This window comes from Endozoicomonas sp. ALD040 (genome assembly GCF_049275945.1).
Taxonomy (GTDB): Bacteria; Pseudomonadota; Gammaproteobacteria; order Pseudomonadales; family Endozoicomonadaceae; genus Endozoicomonas_A.
The window spans coordinates 4175414-4193945 of record NZ_CP184829.1 but is presented as its reverse complement, the minus strand read 5'-3'; the positions used below and the strand labels follow the sequence as shown (position 1 = coordinate 4193945).

Below are 18532 nucleotides of genomic sequence, written 5' to 3'. Positions count from 1 at the left end.
CACCCTCTACGGAATCAGCAACTGCGAGCTTTTTTGTATAGTTAGACAATATAAGTCGCCCATTCATTGATAGACCTCACAAACAAGCCTTTTACCAGTGATTCAAGATCCTCTTCCGGGTTATCGTATGCCTACGAATAATGGTAGATGGAGTCGCTATGACTATTGTCGAGCAGATAGCAAAGTGGGTGAATGAGGGGAAGCCGGGCTGGTGGCGGTACGCGATCAGAGTGGCCTTGGATAATCAGATAATCTCTAATCAGGGGTTCGAGGAAATATACCAGACGGCCAAGATGGAGTATGACTTTGTCGAGAAGAGCCCTGATTATGATGATAGGGTTTCGACGGTGAAGCCTGTCGGGTTTGAAGAGGAAGAGCGGGCGTATACCCTCGAATCTATTAGTCAGGTTAATAATGTCTGCTCGCTCTCTTCAGATCAGACTATGCGGCTTCCTCGGGATGGCATTATTGTTATCTATGGTGAGAATGGTGCGGGTAAATCCAGCTATGCCAAGATCCTCAAGAATGCTTGTTTGACTCGAGGGGATGCACCAGAAATTCTCCCGAATATATTTGAGCCTTCTAATGGTGTCCCTTCTGCGGTTATTACCCTTGACTCTGATGGTGCTCAGGAGACGCATAGATGGGTGAAGGACAGCATCCACCAGCCAGCCCTTAAGTCTATTAGGGTCTTCGATTCATCCTCTTCTGCACACTATTTATCTAAGGATGGTGTTATTGAATACAAACCGGCAGCTCTGAGTCTGCTGGATGAGCTGTATAAGGCGGCGGAGTACGTGAAGACGCGGGCTAATACCGAGAAGATGCAGGCTCAGAGTAACTTAATCCTTCCTCAGATGCATGAAGGTACGAAGCCAAGTACTTTCAGGATTACCGATAAGACTACTCTTGAGCAGGTCGAAGCCTTGTGCGCTACGGCGGACGAGTTGAAGTCCCTTGAGCCTCTCGAGAAGGAATATCATGAGCTGGTAAACAACTCTCCAGAGGCGCTGAAGCAGAATTATCAAGCCCGTAAGCGTCATCTTGAGCCTTTATTGAAGTTCCTTATGACTCTTCGGGAAGGGCTCGGGGATAAGGCTGTAGAGGAGCTGAAGGGGCTCTTTCAGAGGGTTAAGGATACCAAGCAGCTTTCCTCTGCGATGGCTAAGGAGGCGTTCTCTGACCTTTACCATGGTGAAATAGGTTCCTCTCAATGGTTGATCATGTGGAAGGCTGTTGAGAAGTTCGTTGCCTCATCTCATCCTGATCTGGGGTTTCCTCCGAGGGAAGGTGATACCTGCCCTACTTGCCTTCAGACTGTTGGTGAGGAGTCTGCTGAGAGGCTGGCGGGTTTCCAGAAGTACCTATCCAGTGAGATACATCAGCAATCCGAGGACGCCTTGGGTAAGCGGGATGCTGCTCTGAAGGCTGTTAGGGGGCTTGATGTGAACCACCAGCCATACCTTCCAATTCTTGAGGAGATTGCTGATCGAATCCCAGAGGCGGGGGAACGCTTTGAGGCTTTGCTGGCTGCCCTCAAGGGGAGGCGTGATGATTTGCTTAGGGAGCCGGGATTTACCTACGAGCCTCTTGATATGAGACCTATAGAATGGTTGCAGGGGCAGATTCAGTCTCTCACTAAGAAGGAAGCAGAGCTGAATAGGGATGAAGGTAGGGAAAGGCTTATTGCTGAAAAGCTGCGGAGCATTCAGGAGATCAAAGACCGTAAGGCAATAATGGAGTTTAAGACCGGGATTCTCGGAGAGATCGATAAGGCAAAGCTGAGGGGTAAGTTTGATACCCTGCTGACTTCCTGTAGAGCCACCAGCATAACCAGAAAGAACTCTGAGATTAGTAGCTCTGGCACCATTGGCCGTATAGGAGAATTCTTTGAGGAGGAGCTGGGTAAGCTTGGGTTTAACAATCTCCCCGTTTTGGCGGCAACTAAGGGCTCCAAGGGTAATCAGCTGTTGAGCCTCAAGCTATCCGGGAATAATGGAAAGCTTCCTGATATTGCGAGTGAGGGTGAGCAGAAGTGTATCTCTTTGGCTGGGTTCTTCTCTGACTTGAGGGTGGATAATAGGAAATCTGCGGTGATATTCGATGATCCTGTTAACTCCCTTGATCACAAGTGGCGTCTAAAGTTTGCCGAACGGATTACTGAGGAGTCCAAGCATAGGCAGGTGGTTGTCCTGACGCATGATCTGACTTTCGTGATGATGCTTAAGGATGTGGCTGATGAGATCCATGAGATAGGTATCACGAGGGGCGGGCGTAAGTCTGGGAAGATCATGAGTGAGTTGCCTTGGAATGCTATGGGAACGGCGCAGCGGATAGACTCTCTTGATCGTCGTATCCCTACCCTGAGGACTGTATATGAGGATTCCGAGGAGGCTTATAAGTACCATGTGAAGAGTCTGTATGGGGATATGAGGAAGACGCTGGAGAGGCTTATTGAGGAGGTGCTGATTAAGAAGATGGTTACTCGATTCAGTACTGATATCAAGCCGGGTAATGCGCGGTATCTCTTGGATACAAAGCCTGAGGATATTGAGGCTATCAATTGGGTTCAGGATCTATGCTCCCAGTACTGCCATGATAACGCGGTAGAGAGTGGAGTCACCTTCCCTCCTCCTGATGAAGTTAAGCAGGATATCGAGAAGTTCCGGGCGTTCTTCAAGGATCTGAAGAGCAGAAGAAAGTAACTGCCAGATAATCTTTCCGTTTTTCCTTTCTTTTTAGGCGATTCCTTTGTGGGTCGCCTTTTTTGTATGTGTCGTCTGTGTTTTTGCCTTTTCGATGGGTTGTTGCTGGGCTCCTTAAAATAAATTTAAGGAAGTCGGAAAGGTAGGTGCAGTGAGGGTTTCGATTTTTTTTAATGGGCGCGTTAGAGGGCTAATCATGAGAAAGCATTTATCAGATAAGGAAAAACGGATGATTAAGGATTTGAGATCCGGTGGGTGGAAGATTCGGGAGCTTATGAAGTACTTCCGGATTAGTAAGAACAGCGTTTTGAAGTATCAGAGGGGTGAGTGACGGACGACGAATATGAAGAAGTTATGGCAGAACTTAGGGATAAGGCTCCAAGTGAGTCGCTGATTAGGAGGCTGGAAGCTGAGAGGTCTGAGGTACTGGCGGAGTTGAAGGTTAAGGCTCCGAGTCAAATTGAGGTAAATCTCTGGATTGACATGGTAGAGCATCATAGAGCGATGGCTTTTCAGTATGCCGAAAAGGTCAATCAGTGGTGGGAAAGAAAGGATGCATGCGGAGTTATGCAAGTCCATCGGTGAGATGAGTTTAATAAGTAGCGGTTCCTTGATACTGCGAGGAAAGCTCTGGGTAGATTCGCTAAATTTAAGGCCATGTTGGCGGCGAGGGGGTGCGAGGTAGAGTTAGACGTTCTGCGAGAGAGATGCAATCTGGGAGTTGAGAAATTGTGGTTGGCTTGACGAGTACCCTCTGCCGGGAGATGAGGGGAAACCGGTATCGGTTAAAGGTCCTTTCCCGGTAAAAAAACTCACCAGCATTATGAAACAGTCCCTGCGCTTCACAATGTTTGCGAATATTTCTGGCTACTTCTTCAGCCTCCTCAAATAACTCGCTGGACTGGCGTTTATCGCCTTCCCGGCTGGCCTGATGAGCTTTTTCTTCCTGCAGAAAAGTATCACCAAAATCAACATGCTCAATTCGGGCCGACTTAAAATTAACACCCAGAAGGTTTGCTCCTATTAAACGGGTACGATGTAGATTTGCACCACTTAAGTCCGCTTTCAGTAAATTACAACCGGAAAGGTCTGCTCGATAAAGATGAGCTTTAACAAGGCTGCAACGACTCAAGTCACTACTGATCAAGTGATAGACTTCACCCTCAGGAGAGACAAGATTCAGATTATCGAGATGAGCGCCTTTCAGATAAAACCCCTCCATCATGGTACTTTTATGAGCCCGCTCTTCCAATAATGCTCTGACATCGGCACCGGATTTATCAACGTCCCTGTCATGCCAAAAGCAATAGTCACCGCCTTCTAAAGCCGGCTCACTACAGGGGCCGGATCGCTCGCCAATATAACGGCATTGATGGTCATCTTTAATCGGCATGACAAAATAGCCCAACCTTTTTCAATAAGTGCTCCATACTATGTCGGCAAAATAATCAGAAGTGTTTACCATCTGCTTTTTGAATTTCCTGACCGGCTCATGCAATTCAACACCCAGACGTGTATGCTTAGCCGCTTGAAACTATTACTTGAATATCTTCCATCTCCCGGTGAGACAGAAGATGGTTTTATTGCATACCGCGTACACAGCGGACACACAGGTAGCCTCGTGATCACCCTCTACGGAATCAGCAACTGCGACACCGTTCGAAAAGCCCGTAAGTGGCTTACTGCTGCCGGTATTGAATACCGGTTCCATGACTACCGCAAAGACGGCCTGGACAAGGCTTCTCTGCAAACCTGGTCCAATGAACTAGGCTGGGAAGCACTGCTGAATCGTCGTGGCACAACCTGGCGACAGCTACCAGAGCAGCAAAAAGCGTCTGTCGATGAAGCCTCAGCCATTGAGTTAATGCTGGAGCAACCCGCTATAATCAGGCGACCCTTGCTCGACACAGGCTCCAAAAGAGTTCTGGGCTTTTCAGACAAGCAATATCAAACACTTTTTCAGTGAAACGCCTGACTCTTTTCAAGCAGGCAGAATAACAAAGCCCCTTGCAATCGCTGCAGAGGGCTGTCTCCAATTTGATTTGAATATCAGGGGAAGTAATTTATGAACCAAACTCTTTTCAGTCTTGCGATTGGTGTAGGCAGTAAAAACACGAAAGGCGACTGGCTGGAAGTATTCTATCCTATGCCTCTGCTGAACCCATCGGAAAAGCTGGTTGCAGCGATTATCGAGCTCGTTGATTACACTGGCGGCAACACCTGCGTTGAGCTGGACAGTACAACCTGTCATGCGCTTGAAGAGTCTTTCGTCAATCTGGGTGAGGAAGCTCTGGCGAAAATGATGCTGAGCCTTGAAGAAAGTGATCAGCCCCGTGTCATTACTTTTCTGGAAACGGACGACACCCTGAACAGCACGCCTGAAGCTTACCTGAAGCTGCATCTGCTCTCACATCGTCTGGTTAAGCCCCATGGTGTCAAACTGCAAGGGATCTTCCCTCTGTTGCCCAACGTTGCCTGGACCAGTGAAGGAGCTATCGACCTGACAGAACTGCCTGAGCGCCAGCTGAAAGCTCGTGCTGAAGGCCGCTACATCAGCGTAGACTCAGTGGATAAGTTCCCGAAAATGACCGATTACGTGGTCCCTGCCGGAGTGCGTATCGCCGATGCGGCCAGGGTTCGTCTGGGCGCTTATGTTGGTGAAGGCACCACGATCATGCACGAAGGCTTTATTAACTTTAATGCCGGCACCCAGGGTAAGAGCATGATTGAAGGTCGTATCTCTGCCGGTATTATGATTGGTGAAGGTTCTGACCTGGGCGGTGGTTGCAGCACCATGGGTACCCTCTCGGGTGGTAACGACATCGTCGTTTCCCTGGGCGAAAACTGCCTGATCGGCGCCAATGCAGGAATCAATATTCCACTGGGCGACCGTTGCACCATCGAAGCCGGTCTGTACCTGACGGCTGGCAGCAAAGTCAATGTCCTGGACGATCAGAGAAACGTGGTTGAAACCGTCAAAGCCAGCCAGTTGAGTGGCCAGTCTGACCTGCTGTTCCGTCGCAACTCAATTTCCGGTGCCATTGAATGCCTGACCAATAAGTCGGCTATCGCTCTTAACGAAGACCTGCACGCTCATAATTGATAAGTCAGGGCTTCCAGCGCTCTGAACAATTCGGACTACTAAATGAATAAACCAGTCCATTTCTGGCCAAAGCCTTATAAACTTTATTTGAGGTTCTGGTCAGTCGACTGGTTTCTTCTATCAGGCCTATCGAACGGAATGGCCACTCTGTAAGATAAGCGACTTTGATCGATTAATTTCTACCCCTTATCGGCTAATGACTATCGACAAAATCCGGTAGCTTTCATGACATTTTGAATCTCGAAAAGTGAAACCTCTGAAAAGTGACCACTCTTCCAGCAAATCATCCCTCTGACGCCTCTCTGACGCCAGTTGTTGTCAAAAAAACAGCCTGATCTCAGCCTGCCTCTAACAATAAAACCAAACCACCGGAAAACAGTCATCTGGAGCAGGATTCAACGCTCCCTATAATCAACACAAATGGTCTGCATTCATTCTCTTGCAGACCAGACTCTAAAACCATGGATAGGAGTAGTACCATGTCTGCAAGGATGCTGAGCACGTTAGCTATCGTTTTCCCTCTGCTGTTCACGGCAGGTTGTTCCACCACCTCTTCACAGACTCAACCTCAGAAGCCTCACTGGTCGACCTGTATGGCCCAAGGGGGGGTAGTTATGGGGATCCCCGGAGCGGCTTACAATATGGCAACCGGTGGTGCTGCCCTGGTGGCAGGAGCACTGATCGGTGGCACAGCCTGCGCCATGGCAGACCCTGTTACTGAGCCTGAGGGTCCAATGGTTACTAATGGTGTAGAAGAGATGTCCACCGTTAACTTTGACTTTGACTCTTCCAGACTGAGATCGGGTGATCTGGAAATGCTGAACACGCTGATTGGTCAGCTGGATCATGACAGCCACATCGAAATAGTCGGCCACGCCTGTGAGATAGGTTCCCGCTTATACAACCAGAAGCTTTCTGAAAGAAGAGCTGAGGCCGTTAAAGACTACCTGGTGAGCAAAGGGATTCCAGAAGAAAACATGAACGTCAGAGGCAAAGGTGCAGATCACCCACTACGCGGGAATGATACAGAAGAGATGAGACAGGAAAACCGTCGTGTTGAAATCATTCTGAAATGATACCGGCCTGACAGCTAAAACCCCGGCTTGCCCGGGGTTTACTTTTTTGTCATCAGACCGGGAGCTCTACCTCATTGATCCTCAGCAATTCGACTGGCTACTGCACTCTTCTGTTCCTTGTATTTTGCGTCTTTTCGTTTGTTGTAGGGGCGGGCTGCGGTACCACTCATGGTCTCGAAATTAATGGCTCCTATGCCCATTCCCGGTCTCAAAGCCAGTGGCAGTTTGCCACCGTTGAAAAACTCCAGCACAATCTGACCACTCCAGCCCGGGTCAATCCGGTGAGCGGTGACATGCACCATCAGACCCAGTCTCGCCAGAGAAGATCGACCGTCCAGCCAGCCAACAATATCATCGGGCAAGGTAATGGATTCACGGGTAACTGCCAAAGCCAACTCGCCCGGATGAAGGAAAAAAGCTTCGCCATCATTCAGGGCAATCTCCTTGCTCATGATGGAGTCCAGCACCCGATTAATCTCTTCTCTGGGACCACTGATGTCCACAAAAGGGGCTGCATGATCGTTGAACACCCTGAAACTGTTTCCCAGAGTCAGGTCAACACTGACCCCACTGATCTTGCCAGAGCCGGGACGGGGCTCAATAATGATTTTTCCACTGTCGAGGCAAGCTTCTATATCCCGATCACAAAGTCTCATGGTCTATTTTTCCAGCAGCAAGAAGGGAGTGTCTCAACCACAACCCCCAGGATGTTATTAAACGTCATTATACGTGCCCGACAATCAAAGGCGGTAGCCCTCTCCTCGCTTTCTCTGCTACACCTGTTTTTGTTGCTAAAAGCCTCTAAAATGGCTCTGATTGTTGTCAGCAAATAAGATCAGAATGAATGTTTTAGTCGTTTATGCCCACCCGAACCCGGAAAGCTACAATGGAGCACTGTTCAGAATGACCTGTGAACAGTTGACTCTGGCCGGGCACAATGTACACCCACTGGATCTTTATGAGATTGAATTTGAAGCTCGAATGTCCCGTGAAGAGAGACTGAACTACATGACCCGTAACAACACTGACGGGATCGAAAACCAGGTTGCCAAACTGAAATGGGCAGAAGCAGTGGTCTTTATCTACCCCACCTGGTGGATGGGCCCTCCGGCGATTTTAAAGGGCTGGCTTGACCGGGTCTGGCTACCCGGAGTTGTGGCAACCTATGGACCTAAAGGTCTGGAACCGGGCCTGACCCGTATTAAAAAGTTCCTGATCATTACTACCCAGGGGTCATCCCGCTGGCGGATGGCTCTGATAGGCAATCCGCCCAGAAAAATGTTCAGGCTCTCACTGAAAGTGGTATCCCGCTGCAAAGATATAAAGTGGCTGGCGCTTTACGGTATGGACAAAAAAACAGAGGAAGATCGAAAGCAGTTTATGAAAAAAGTCAGTAAGCACCTGCAAGGCTTCTGAAAAACGGGAGAGCAGCCTCTCCCCGTTTTAGTTAGTCGTCACTGAATGAGATGGTTGGCGCTTCGGGCTTCTCAGTATTTTTTAATGCCAGTTCCGCAGCCATCCGTTTAGCCATATCCCTGTAGATCATGGTGATCTGTGAGTCCGGCTCAGAAACCACAGTCGGCTCTCCTGCATCAGACTGTTCACGAATCATCATGGACAAAGGCAGTGCAGCCAGCAGATCAACACCAAACTGGTCAGCAATGCGGGTTCCTCCCCCTTCGCCGAAGAGATGCTCGGTGTGACTGCATTCAGAGCAGACATGCATAGCCATATTTTCAACCACACCCAGCACCGGGATATTGACCTTATTGAACATTTCGATGCCTTTTTTAGCATCGATCAACGCCAGATCCTGCGGTGTAGTCACAATAACACTGCCAGTGACGGGTACTTTCTGAGCCAGTGTCAGCTGGATGTCCCCGGTGCCCGGAGGCATATCGATAAACAGGTAATCAAGATCATTCCACAATGTCTGGGTCAACAGTTGCTGCAGAGCACCACTGACCATGGGACCGCGCCAGACCACCGGAGTATCTTCTGTCACCAGAAACGCCATGGACATGGCCTGAATGCCGTGAGCCTCAATGGGAATAAAGAACTTTTCATTTTTGACTTCCGGACGGGTACCATCAGGCAGGCCCAACAACATCCCGATACTGGGACCATAAATATCGGCATCCAGAACACCAACTCTGGCACCTTCTGCGGCCATCGCCAATGCCAGATTGACAGTGGTGGTCGACTTACCCACACCACCTTTTCCGGAAGCCACTGCAATAATGTTTTTGACACCGGACAGAGCTTCCAGCTCACCCTGAACCGGCGCACTGGACACACGCCAGCCGACAGAGACTCTGGCACTTTCAACACCGGGAAGGTTCTCGATCTTGGCAGCCAGTAACTGCTCAATGCCCCCCTTCAAGCCTTCTGCCGGGTAGCCCAGTTCGACCTTCAGGGTGACTTTGCCCGACTCAATGGAAAGCTCTTTGATACAACCTGCCGTGACCAGGTCCTGTTTCAGAAAAGGATCGTGATAGCCTTGAACAGCGGCTTCAACCGCAGCACGATCTGGGACACTCATGGGCGTCAGACTCCAACCGTTTGAATGGCAGATAGACTAATGATTTCGTTGTTATTCTGCCAGTAAAAAACGAATTTACTGACCATTGGACAGCGACTTTTTCAACTTCTCAAAAGCAGAGCGGCCCGAGTCAGGATCAATGCCCTGCTTTGCCATGGTTTTTCGCAGCGCCTGCTCAGCCTGCTCATCCGCAACCCTCACGGCTTCTTTCGAGCGACTGTCTTCAATACCTTTCATGATTGAAGCCTCAAGATCCTCACCATCAAGAACCCGGTTACAGAGTATGTTGTAATTTCGCTCAAAGATGGGAAAGGCGACTCTTTGCTCTTCACTTCGCAGGGTCATCCAGCCCGTTTCCCGTGCTGCCAGATAGACGGCAATGTGAGACCAACGAGAGTCGCGGCTCTGCTCAGGCGCATAGCAGGCTTCGTAATAAGCTTGCAGAGGCTTTTTCAAGCCCATCTCATCATGATGCAGCTTACAATGTTCGCGTATCTCGCTGAGATCAGGAAAAAATTTAGTGGTATCCAGAACTTTTTGACCAGCCCTGACAATCCTGGCAGGCTTGAATTCTCCGAGCCCCTGAATCCAGACTTTCTTCGCTTCTACCAATGAAGCATCGGTTGGGAAGGCTTTTTTAAACTTTAACGGGAAGGCGGCTTCCAGCATGGTAAACAGAGTATTAATGGCATACTTTGTCTGTTGAGCTCTTTGCAAGGTTTCACGACTGGTCGTCTGACTCGTCGAAGTCGAACTGGAGTCCATCTGCCCAGCTGGTGTCTGTAAGTTTTTCGACAGTTGATTTATGAGTTCGTTGCCCTTCTTCACTTTGACCCCGCTTCCACTGGTAGATCACATGGTTCTTGAACTTATTCTGCCAGGCTTTGCGAGCTTCACCGGTCTCCAGCCAGTAGAGCTTGAATTCCGGAAGTTGGGCAAGGGTAAAGTCTGCCGGAATACCGTGGTGCGCCTCAAGAAACTCTATGTAAACTGCATCAGGCGTAAAATCCTCAGGCAGAGGCTGAACCCTGGCGCCCTCCGCAAGCGTCTTCGACTGAGCGGCTGTCGCTCCAGTCGTCTGTCGGGCAAACACAGGATGTTCTTCTCCACGTTCCTGAGCAAAATCCTGAAATGGAGACCTGTCTCCGGAAGCCCACTCTCTTCGCAGTTTTTGCTTCTGGCGTTCTTCGTCAGTCATGAATTTAACAATACCTGCCTTCCCGGCTTCGGTCTACCGGTTGTAATAATGGAACAGCCCTGCGCTGTCAGATAAGGCCAAAGGCGAAGACGCCAGCCAGAGACAGGATCATTCCTCCGTTAAGGAGGCAGAAACCTGTCTTAAGATTTTGTGCTGAGTAAATCCCTTCGGGAGCCTGAAGCCAGGCCGGACAGAACCCATTTACTCCCGGAATTTGTCCCATACCTGTAACGGGAAGCCGGTTATTTTAACGCCAGTAAAGCCGGATTGAATAGCGGTATTTTTACTTTCTTCGGGCGGTTTCACCCAGACCAGACCTGTCATGCGCTGGCGACTTTTCCTCACCACTGACAGCTAAGTCTTAGCCTTAGCAATAAGAATTATCGTATACTGCCCCCCTTTACCCTCTTTCAACTTTCCAGCAACACAGTACTCGAATGAGCCAACGTAAAATACTTGTCACCAGTGCCCTGCCCTATGCCAATGGTCCTCTGCATATGGGACACCTGGTGGAATACATTCAAACCGATATCTGGGTTCGTTTTCAGAAGCTGTTCGGCAACCAATGCACTTACGTCTGCGCCGACGATGCCCATGGCACCGCCATCAGCCTGCATGCTGAAAAGCAGGGCATTTCGCCAGAAGAGTCTGTCGCCCTGATCAACAAAGAGCGCATTCGTGACTTTGGTGATTTCCTGGTGGAGTTTGATAATTACCACTCCACCCACTCTGAAGAAAATCGCAAACTGTCTGAAGCCATTTACCTGAAGCTGAAGGAAAATGGCCATATCGCCAGCCGCAACATCACACAGGCGTATGACCCTGAGAAGCAGATGTTTCTGGCGGATCGTTATATCAAGGGGGAATGTCCAAAGTGCGGGGCAGACGACCAGTACGGTGATAACTGTGAAAAATGTGGCGCCACCTATTCTCCCACCGACCTGAAAAATCCCAGGTCGGCTATTTCCGGTGCGGTTCCGGTAGAAAAAGAGAGTGAGCACTTTTTCTTCAGACTTTCAGATTTTGATGGCTTCCTGAAAGAGTGGACCCGTTCCGGCACCATTTCCGACGAGATTGCCAACAAGTTGGCCGAGTGGCTGGACGCTGGCCTGCAGGACTGGGATATTTCCCGCGACGCGCCTTACTTCGGCTTCGAAATTCCCGGTGAGCCCGGTAAATACTTCTACGTCTGGCTGGACGCTCCCATCGGCTATATGGCGTCTTTCGAGAACCTGTGCCAGAAAAGAGACGACCTGAACTTTGACGATTACTGGAAAAAAGACAGTGACTGTGAAGTGCATCACTTCATCGGCAAGGACATTGTCAACTTCCATTGCCTGTTCTGGCCTGCCATGCTGGAAGGTACGGGTTATCGCACACCGACCTCCGTCAATGTTCATGGTTACCTGACAGTGAACGGCGAAAAAATGTCCAAGTCCCGTGGCACCTTTATTACCGCCCGGACTTATCTGGAGCACCTGGACCCGGAGTATCTGCGTTATTATTACGCTGCCAAACTGTCCAGTCGCATCGATGACCTGGACCTGAACACAGAAGACCTGGTTCAGCGGGTAAACTCTGACCTGGTCGGCAAAGTGGTTAACATTGCCAGTCGTAACGCCGGCTTTATCAAGAAGCGTTTTACTGGAAAATTGTCTACCAACAACATGATCCCGGAGCTGACAGCCGACTTCCAGAAGACCGGAGAGCGCATCGCAGAACTCTATGAAGGCCGTGAATTCGGCAAAGCCATGCGTGAAATCATGGCTCTGGCTGACAAAGCCAATGCCTGGATTGACGAAGTGAAGCCCTGGGTTGTTGCTAAAGAAGAAGGCAAGGATCAGGAACTGCACGACATCTGTTCAGCCGGTATTAACCTGTTCCGTTTGCTGATGATCTACCTGAAGCCGGTTCTGCCTGCTATGGCGACCAGGGCAGAAGCCTTCCTGAACATAGAGCCTCTGCGCTGGACCGACAGCCAGACCCTGCTTCTTGATCACGGGGTGAACAAGTTCAAGCCTCTGATGACCCGTGTCGAGTTGAATAAAGTCGAAGCCATGATTGAAGCCAGCAAAGAGGTACTTGCCAAAATGTCTGAGCAAAAACCTGCTGAAACCTCTGCCTGCAACGAATGGCTGGAAAAAGAGCCTGTGGCTGAGCAGATTACTTTCGATGACTTTGCCAGGGTGGATCTGCGCATTGCCAAAATTGTCAATGCCGAGCTGGTAGAAGGCGCTGGTAAACTACTGCGATTAACTCTGGATATTGGCGAAGCAGAGCCTCGCAACGTATTCGCCGGCATAAAGTCTGCCTATGCCCCGGAAGCCCTGACCGGCAAGTATACGGTTATGGTCGCCAACCTGGCACCTCGTAAAATGAAGTTTGGCGTGAGTGAAGGGATGGTTCTGGCCGCCGGCCCCGGCGGTAAAGATCTCTGGATTCTTGAGCCCCATGAAGGTGCTCAACCCGGAATGCGTGTCATGTAATCCACAATACTCAATCATACCCTGTTAAAACCCTCCCCCTCCCCACCGAGCTGATTCGGTGGGAATTCTCATAAGGAGTATCGCTTGCTTTTTTCTGACCTGGCTCTGCACGAACGGCTGCAAAAAGCCCTGACTGAAAGAAATTTCAGCGAGGCCACCCCCGTCCAGGTGGCAGTGATTCCCAGAGCGCTGGATGGCAAAGATCTGCTGGTCAGCTCCGAAACCGGCAGTGGCAAGACGGCGGCATTCCTGCTGCCTGCCCTGAATCATTTCGAGAACACTCCAGCCCCCCGCTCCAGCACCCGAATGCTGATTCTGGTGCCCACCCGGGAGCTGGCCCGACAGATTCTGAAAGAGACGGAAGCCCTGGCCCGTTTTACCCAGATCAAAGCCGGACTGATTACCGGTGGCGACCCGTTTCGTCACCAGGTCAATACATTGAGAAAGAATCCGGAAATTCTGATCGCCACGCCGGGCCGTCTGCTTGAGCACATGGAGAACAACAATACCGACTTTAATGATCTGGAATACCTGATTCTGGATGAGGCTGACCGCATGCTGGATTTTGGTTTCAGTCCAGACATCCTGAAAATTGCCTCTGAATGTCGTCAGGATCGACAAACCATGCTGTTCTCTGCCACCCTGCAACAAAAAGGGATGGGTGTACTGATTGACTTGGTTTTGCGAGAACCTGAAACCCTGACCTTAAATACGGCCAGAGAAAAGCATGAGAACATCCATCAGCAGGTCGTACTGAGCGATGATCAAAAGCATAAGGAAAAGCTGACTCGCTGGCTGTTGGAAAACGAGCCTTTCGAGAAAGCCATTGTTTTCACCAATACCCGTAACCTGGCTGACCAGCTGTGCGGTTTCCTTCGCTACAGTGACCTGAAAGCCGGTGTTCTGCATGGTGAGATGGATCACCAGGAACGAAAAAAGATGATGGCCATGCTGGCTTCAGGCCAGATCAATATTCTGGTGGCTACCGATGTCGCAGCCAGAGGTCTGGATATCAAAGGGATTGAGCTGGTCATTAATTTCGATATGGCTCGCAATGGCGATGACTATGTTCACCGCGTCGGCCGCACTGGACGAGCCGGTGAAAAAGGTCTGGCCATCTCCCTGATTGGCCCCAACGAATGGAACCTGATGTCAGGCATAGAGCGTTATCTGAAAACACGCTTTGAAAAACGCTCAATCAAGGAGCTGAGAGGCAGCTGGAAAGGCCCTAAAAAGCTGAAGGCTTCGGGAAAAGCCGCCGGCAGCAAGAAAAAGAAGGTCTCCGACAAGACTAATGCTGGAAAAACACGGCAGCGCAACAAAAAGAACCTGGGTAAGCGCCGTAAACCCGCCAGCCAGGACACCACTGAATCGGTTGATGCCGGTTTTGAGCCTTTAAAACGCAAGAAAAACTAATCCTTCCTGAACCGTTATGAGAGCGGGTTTTCTCAGACTTTAGTCTAGAAAAAACCGCTTTAACCTCAACAAATCCCTTCCTACTGAGAACTTAACTGCACATTCCTTGTCCAATAACAATATAAGCCATTAAAAAATTGGAGGAAGGGAATGAAAAATCTAATAAAAATTAAGCTATTCAGCGTGCTTGTTTGCCTGGCCAGCTTCGTCAATGCCGGAAACTTATGTAACCTGCCCTCAGGGAACTACTCGGGCATGTCTAAAGTTACGCTTGATCGCTCGACCGACAAGGTGGAACAGTTTCAAGTGGAACTGAAAATCGGCTCCGACAATAACAGCTTCGGCTATATCAAGCTGTATGAGCTGGATATGGACTCTTCAGGCACACTCCATCATAACCTGATCAAAAATGAGTATTTCACGTTGAGTGGTTGCAGCTCTGGCGCAACTTTCAAGCTGAAAGGCCCTGAGATCGAGGGTTTTCTCAAGGTGATGAACATTAATCAGAGCCTGGGAGAAATCACCATCACAGGGGCTATCAATACTTATGAAGAAGGTCTTTATGGCGTGGCTCAATGGCTCTATGACAGTGCCGGATCAATGATTGGATCCGAAGGTAAGTACGAGATAGATTTTCGCAGACTGCCCTTGCGCCTGCGCAAGCAGATCTGAGTTGCACTCCCGCTCCAGTGAGAGCGGGTAAACCCCAATGCACAACGCCAAAGACTGCTGTACAATCCTCTGCCCATTTCATGTCTTAGAGGTCTGCAGATCAAAATGACTGATTTTTCATCCCTTGGTTTGTGTAAACCTCTCCTTCAGGCAGTCACCGAACAGGGTTATAAAAAAGCCTCCCCGATTCAGGCCAAAGCTATTCCTATGGTTCTGACCGGCCGCGATGTCATGGCATCCGCCCAGACCGGAACGGGCAAAACAGCTGGCTTCACCTTGCCGCTGCTGCACCGTCTGTCAGAAATGCGGACGCTCAAGAACCATCCTGTTCGCGCCCTGATCCTGGTACCTACCCGCGAGCTGGCTATTCAGGTTGGCGAAAGCGTCGTTCGCTATGGTTCAAACCTCTCTCTTCGCTCAGCAGTCGCATACGGCGGTGTTGATATAGAGCCCCAGGTGGCAGCGCTTCAGGCTGGAGTGGATGTGCTGACGGCAACACCGGGGCGACTGCTGGACCTGATCCGAAAACAACATGTGACCCTGGACCACCTGAAAATCCTGGTTCTGGATGAAGCCGACAGAATGTTGGACCTCGGCTTTAAAAATGAGCTGGATCAGATTCTTGAGGTTCTGCCCGCCAAACGTCAGAATCTGCTTTTCTCTGCAACCTTCTCCAAGCAGATCAAGGCGCTGGCCCATGAGTTCCAGCGTCATCCGGTCAAAATTGAAATAGAGAATCCAAACTCTGCTGCCAGCACAGTCAAACAGTCGGTCTATCCTGTGGATCAGCAGGATAAACCGGAAATCCTCAGCTATATCATTGAAGGTGGCAAGTGGGAGCAGGTTCTGGTTTTCGTGCGCACCAAAAAAGCCGCCGAAAAAGTTGCAGACCTGCTCGCTGACGAAGGTATCAGCGCCACGGCACTGCACAGTGACAAGAGCCAGCCTGTTCGCAGCAGAACGCTGGTTGAGTTTCAGGCGGGTGCTTACCGGGTTCTGGTAGCCACTGATGTTGCTTCCAGAGGGCTGGATATGGATCAGTTGCCACTGGTGGTAAACTACGACCTGCCTAAAGTGCCGCAGGATTATGTGCACCGTATTGGTCGAACCGGTCGTGCTGGCAGCCCGGGGCGAGCGATCTCCCTGATGAACCCGGAAGAGAAAAAACTGCTGGAAGCCATTCGTAAGCTCATTAACAAGCCCCTGAACGTTGAGCCAGTGCCTTATTTTGAGGACGGTGTTAAGGTTACTTTGAGTGACGAGGCGCCCTCCAAAAAGTCTGGCAAGCCGCGCTCAACTTCAGCTCATCCGGGAAAAAAGCCTGCTGGTAATAAAAACAGGCCAGCATTCAAATCAGGCTCCGGCAACACTCGAAAAAAACCTTCCCAATCTGGCAGACCGGTCAAAGGTCGCAGATAATCAGGAAAACCGGCTCCATTGAGCCTCATGACAGCCCCTTATCCATGAGGGGCTTTTCTACCGCCACAGCCCCAGTCACAGGTTATCGCTATGGAAGATGTCATTGATGAACTCCGGGAAGGTGCCGTCGAGGTACCTACACCATTGGAGCTTCCTGACGAAGATGAGATTATCGAAGCTGAAGAGCAGCTACTGCTTCCGATTCCTTCCGACTTCCGGGAGTTTCTGCTGCAAGTCAGTGACCTTGTTTTTGGCTCCATGGAACCCGTTACCATTAAAGACCCCTGCTCTCACACCTACCTGCCTGAAGTTGCGGCCATCGCCTGGGACCAGGGAATGCCCAGAGATCTGCTGCCGCTCTGTGAGCATAATGGCGACTTTTATTGCGTGTCTGCGGAAGGTGAAGTAGGCCTTTGGACAGCAGGCGACCTCTCGGAAACCACCTGGCCTTCGGTCTGGCACTGGGCTAAAGATGTCTGGCTGCAAAGCTAGTTTATGTAATAAAACCAGACCAACCAACAGAGTGTGTGTGAGTATTAACTGCACTGGCAGCCGGTGCTTTCTCTTTGCTATCCTTATCGGCTGGTCTGATTCCTGACCAGAAAGTTAGTCGTCTTTCGCCTGAAGGAGGCTGTAACACACTGCACCGGATTTACGCTCCGGCCAGCAACAGGACCCTATATGTCAATCGTCGTTTGTGCGCTCTATAAATTTGTTACTCTGGATAACTTTGAAACCATTAAGCCTGAACTTCTGAAAGTCATGGAGGGCCATGGCGTTCATGGCACTCTGCTGCTTGCCCGGGAAGGTATTAATGGCACCGTTGCCGGTACCCGAAATGCCATAGACCAGCTCCTGGTCTGGCTGAAAAGCGACCCCCGTCTCGCTGAAATTGAGTATAAGTTATCCTACACCGAGGCGATGCCTTTCAAACGTACCAAGGTCAAACTCAAGAAAGAGATCGTCACCATGGGTGTGGAAGGTATTGATCCCAACCATGTTGTCGGAACCTATGTCGATGCCAAGTCATGGAACGATTTGATCAATGATCCGGAGGTTCTGGTGGTTGATACCCGCAACGATTATGAAGTCCAGGTAGGCACCTTCAAAAATGCGATCAATCCCAACACCGAGACCTTCAGGGAGTTTCCTGAATACGTCAGGGATCACCTCAACCCCGGGCAACACAAGAAAATTGCCATGTTCTGCACTGGTGGCATTCGCTGCGAAAAGTCGACGGCCTATCTGAAAGAACAGGGTTTTGAAGAGGTCTACCACCTGAAAGGCGGGATTCTCAAATACCTGGAAGAAATACCCCAGGAAGAATCCACCTGGGAAGGCGAATGCTTTGTTTTTGATGATCGTGTCACCGTCAATCATCAGCTTGAAAAAGGTCAGTACGATCAATGCAACGCTTGTCGTCTTCCTATAACCGTTCAGGACCAGCTCAGCGAACACTTTGAACAGGGCGTCAGTTGCCCTCACTGCTATGACAGGCACACACCGGATCAGAAGCAGCGTTTCCGTGAACGTGAACACCAGATTCAGCTGGCAAGACGACGTGGAGAAGCTCACCTCGGAGGTGAGGTCGGCAATACCGTTTTGAATCGAAGAAAAGCCAAACAGGCTTTTCGTGAACAACAACGCGCTCTGGCAGCCACAAAGCAGTAATACCAATCAAACTTTCTAACTCCCAATTGCGCTGAAGATTTGAGCCTTAATCCTGCGTTGGCGATCGTCGCCATAGCCAAGGCTCAAATCTCCATGCTCACAAGAAATACCAGCCACCTCCCAACAGCATCACAAACAGGATGGCCCATCGATCTGCATCATGCCCCTGCGTCAAGGTATGCTCAACGGCCCTTTTAAAAACACACTTATCTTCTTGATCTATCCTTCCTATCGGTAAACCAGA

General features: G+C 50.1%; 17 protein-coding genes and 1 pseudogene. 12 read left to right on the top strand and 6 right to left on the bottom strand.

The window, feature by feature from the left end:
- Positions 1 to 158: 158 nt before the first annotated feature.
- On the top strand, positions 159 to 2705 hold the full coding sequence (locus tag ACOJUN_RS15460; RefSeq protein ID WP_422132835.1) for an AAA family ATPase: 2547 nt from the start codon (positions 159 to 161) through the stop codon (positions 2703 to 2705).
- Positions 2706 to 3032: 327 nt separating this feature from the next.
- Positions 3033 to 3290, top strand: coding sequence for a hypothetical protein (locus tag ACOJUN_RS15455; RefSeq protein ID WP_422132834.1), 258 nt, complete (start codon positions 3033 to 3035; stop codon positions 3288 to 3290).
- A gap of 64 nt (positions 3291 to 3354) precedes the next feature.
- On the opposite strand, the gene ACOJUN_RS15450 is transcribed toward ACOJUN_RS15455, so the two are convergent.
- A complete protein-coding gene (locus ACOJUN_RS15450; RefSeq protein ID WP_422132833.1) occupies positions 3355 to 4098 on the bottom strand; it encodes a DUF6435 family protein in 744 nt (247 codons plus the stop codon).
- A gap of 135 nt (positions 4099 to 4233) precedes the next feature.
- On the opposite strand from ACOJUN_RS15450, the gene ACOJUN_RS15445 reads away from it, so the two are divergent.
- From ACOJUN_RS15445 to ACOJUN_RS15435, 3 genes are all read left to right on the top strand, one after another.
- Entirely contained in the window at positions 4234 to 4671 is a 438-nt protein-coding gene (locus ACOJUN_RS15445; protein ID WP_422132832.1) for an ArsC family reductase, read from the top strand.
- Between the two features lie 99 nt (positions 4672 to 4770).
- Positions 4771 to 5808: a 2,3,4,5-tetrahydropyridine-2,6-dicarboxylate N-succinyltransferase gene (gene dapD / locus ACOJUN_RS15440; protein WP_422132831.1), complete on the top strand. Its 1038-nt coding sequence runs from the start codon at positions 4771 to 4773 to the stop codon at positions 5806 to 5808.
- 479 nt (positions 5809 to 6287) lie between these two features.
- Positions 6288 to 6884 carry an OmpA family protein gene (locus ACOJUN_RS15435; protein WP_422132830.1) on the top strand — a complete coding sequence of 199 codons (597 nt, stop codon included), beginning with the start codon at positions 6288 to 6290 and terminating at the stop codon, positions 6882 to 6884.
- Between the two features lie 71 nt (positions 6885 to 6955).
- On the opposite strand, the gene dcd is transcribed toward ACOJUN_RS15435, so the two are convergent.
- Positions 6956 to 7540, bottom strand: coding sequence for a dCTP deaminase (dcd, locus tag ACOJUN_RS15430; RefSeq protein ID WP_422132829.1), 585 nt, complete (start codon positions 7538 to 7540; stop codon positions 6956 to 6958).
- 184 nt (positions 7541 to 7724) lie between these two features.
- Here dcd and ACOJUN_RS15425 point away from each other — a divergent pair, with 184 nt between their 5' ends.
- Entirely contained in the window at positions 7725 to 8300 is a 576-nt protein-coding gene (locus tag ACOJUN_RS15425; RefSeq protein ID WP_422132828.1) for an NAD(P)H-dependent oxidoreductase, read from the top strand.
- Positions 8301 to 8331: 31 nt separating this feature from the next.
- Here the strand turns inward: ACOJUN_RS15425 and apbC are convergent, their stop codons facing one another.
- From apbC to ACOJUN_RS15405, 4 genes are all read right to left on the bottom strand, one after another.
- On the bottom strand, positions 8332 to 9426 hold the full coding sequence (gene apbC, locus ACOJUN_RS15420; protein WP_422132827.1) for an iron-sulfur cluster carrier protein ApbC: 1095 nt from the start codon (positions 9424 to 9426) through the stop codon (positions 8332 to 8334).
- Positions 9427 to 9501: 75 nt separating this feature from the next.
- Positions 9502 to 10191 carry a replication protein P gene (locus tag ACOJUN_RS15415; RefSeq protein WP_422132826.1) on the bottom strand — a complete coding sequence of 230 codons (690 nt, stop codon included), beginning with the start codon at positions 10189 to 10191 and terminating at the stop codon, positions 9502 to 9504.
- The gene (locus ACOJUN_RS15410) at positions 10148 to 10624 is read right to left on the bottom strand and encodes a DnaT-like ssDNA-binding domain-containing protein (RefSeq protein ID WP_422132825.1); all 477 of its coding nucleotides are present in this window, start codon (positions 10622 to 10624) and stop codon (positions 10148 to 10150) included. The genes ACOJUN_RS15415 and ACOJUN_RS15410 overlap by 44 nt, the downstream gene beginning before the upstream one ends.
- A 201-nt stretch (positions 10625 to 10825) precedes the next feature.
- Positions 10826 to 10948, bottom strand: coding sequence for a hypothetical protein (locus ACOJUN_RS15405; RefSeq protein ID WP_422132824.1), 123 nt, complete (start codon positions 10946 to 10948; stop codon positions 10826 to 10828).
- 107 nt (positions 10949 to 11055) lie between these two features.
- Here ACOJUN_RS15405 and metG point away from each other — a divergent pair.
- The 6 genes and pseudogenes from metG to ACOJUN_RS15375 form a co-directional block, all read left to right on the top strand.
- Positions 11056 to 13110: pseudogene (gene metG / locus ACOJUN_RS15400) on the top strand (methionine--tRNA ligase); the annotation flags it as partial.
- Positions 13111 to 13194: 84 nt separating this feature from the next.
- On the top strand, positions 13195 to 14526 hold the full coding sequence (locus ACOJUN_RS15395; protein WP_422132823.1) for a DEAD/DEAH box helicase: 1332 nt from the start codon (positions 13195 to 13197) through the stop codon (positions 14524 to 14526).
- A gap of 150 nt (positions 14527 to 14676) precedes the next feature.
- Positions 14677 to 15198: a hypothetical protein gene (locus ACOJUN_RS15390; protein ID WP_422132822.1), complete on the top strand. Its 522-nt coding sequence runs from the start codon at positions 14677 to 14679 to the stop codon at positions 15196 to 15198.
- Between the two features lie 105 nt (positions 15199 to 15303).
- The gene (locus tag ACOJUN_RS15385; protein ID WP_422132821.1) at positions 15304 to 16617 is read left to right on the top strand and encodes a DEAD/DEAH box helicase; all 1314 of its coding nucleotides are present in this window, start codon (positions 15304 to 15306) and stop codon (positions 16615 to 16617) included.
- A gap of 90 nt (positions 16618 to 16707) precedes the next feature.
- On the top strand, positions 16708 to 17109 hold the full coding sequence (locus tag ACOJUN_RS15380) for an SMI1/KNR4 family protein (RefSeq protein WP_422132820.1): 402 nt from the start codon (positions 16708 to 16710) through the stop codon (positions 17107 to 17109).
- A 189-nt stretch (positions 17110 to 17298) separates the two neighbouring features.
- The gene (locus tag ACOJUN_RS15375; RefSeq protein ID WP_422132819.1) at positions 17299 to 18288 is read left to right on the top strand and encodes a rhodanese-related sulfurtransferase; all 990 of its coding nucleotides are present in this window, start codon (positions 17299 to 17301) and stop codon (positions 18286 to 18288) included.
- The last annotated feature ends 244 nt before the right edge of the window (positions 18289 to 18532 follow it).

Excerpts from the sequence above, each read along its gene's own strand:
- ACOJUN_RS15460 (WP_422132835.1), top strand. The coding sequence starts at position 159 with ATGACTATTGTCGAGCAGATAGCAAAGTGGGTGAATGAGGGGAAGCCG.
- ACOJUN_RS15450 (WP_422132833.1), bottom strand. The coding sequence starts at position 4,098 with ATGCCGATTAAAGATGACCATCAATGCCGTTATATTGGCGAGCGATCC.
- dapD (WP_422132831.1), top strand. The coding sequence starts at position 4,771 with ATGAACCAAACTCTTTTCAGTCTTGCGATTGGTGTAGGCAGTAAAAAC.
- ACOJUN_RS15435 (WP_422132830.1), top strand. The coding sequence starts at position 6,288 with ATGTCTGCAAGGATGCTGAGCACGTTAGCTATCGTTTTCCCTCTGCTG.
- dcd (WP_422132829.1), bottom strand. The coding sequence starts at position 7,540 with ATGAGACTTTGTGATCGGGATATAGAAGCTTGCCTCGACAGTGGAAAA.
- ACOJUN_RS15425 (WP_422132828.1), top strand. The coding sequence starts at position 7,725 with ATGAATGTTTTAGTCGTTTATGCCCACCCGAACCCGGAAAGCTACAAT.
- apbC (WP_422132827.1), bottom strand. The coding sequence starts at position 9,426 with ATGAGTGTCCCAGATCGTGCTGCGGTTGAAGCCGCTGTTCAAGGCTAT.
- ACOJUN_RS15415 (WP_422132826.1), bottom strand. The coding sequence starts at position 10,191 with ATGGACTCCAGTTCGACTTCGACGAGTCAGACGACCAGTCGTGAAACC.
- ACOJUN_RS15410 (WP_422132825.1), bottom strand. The coding sequence starts at position 10,624 with ATGACTGACGAAGAACGCCAGAAGCAAAAACTGCGAAGAGAGTGGGCT.
- ACOJUN_RS15405 (WP_422132824.1), bottom strand. The coding sequence starts at position 10,948 with ATGACAGGTCTGGTCTGGGTGAAACCGCCCGAAGAAAGTAAAAATACC.
- ACOJUN_RS15390 (WP_422132822.1), top strand. The coding sequence starts at position 14,677 with ATGAAAAATCTAATAAAAATTAAGCTATTCAGCGTGCTTGTTTGCCTG.
- ACOJUN_RS15385 (WP_422132821.1), top strand. The coding sequence starts at position 15,304 with ATGACTGATTTTTCATCCCTTGGTTTGTGTAAACCTCTCCTTCAGGCA.
- ACOJUN_RS15380 (WP_422132820.1), top strand. The coding sequence starts at position 16,708 with ATGGAAGATGTCATTGATGAACTCCGGGAAGGTGCCGTCGAGGTACCT.
- ACOJUN_RS15375 (WP_422132819.1), top strand. The coding sequence starts at position 17,299 with ATGTCAATCGTCGTTTGTGCGCTCTATAAATTTGTTACTCTGGATAAC.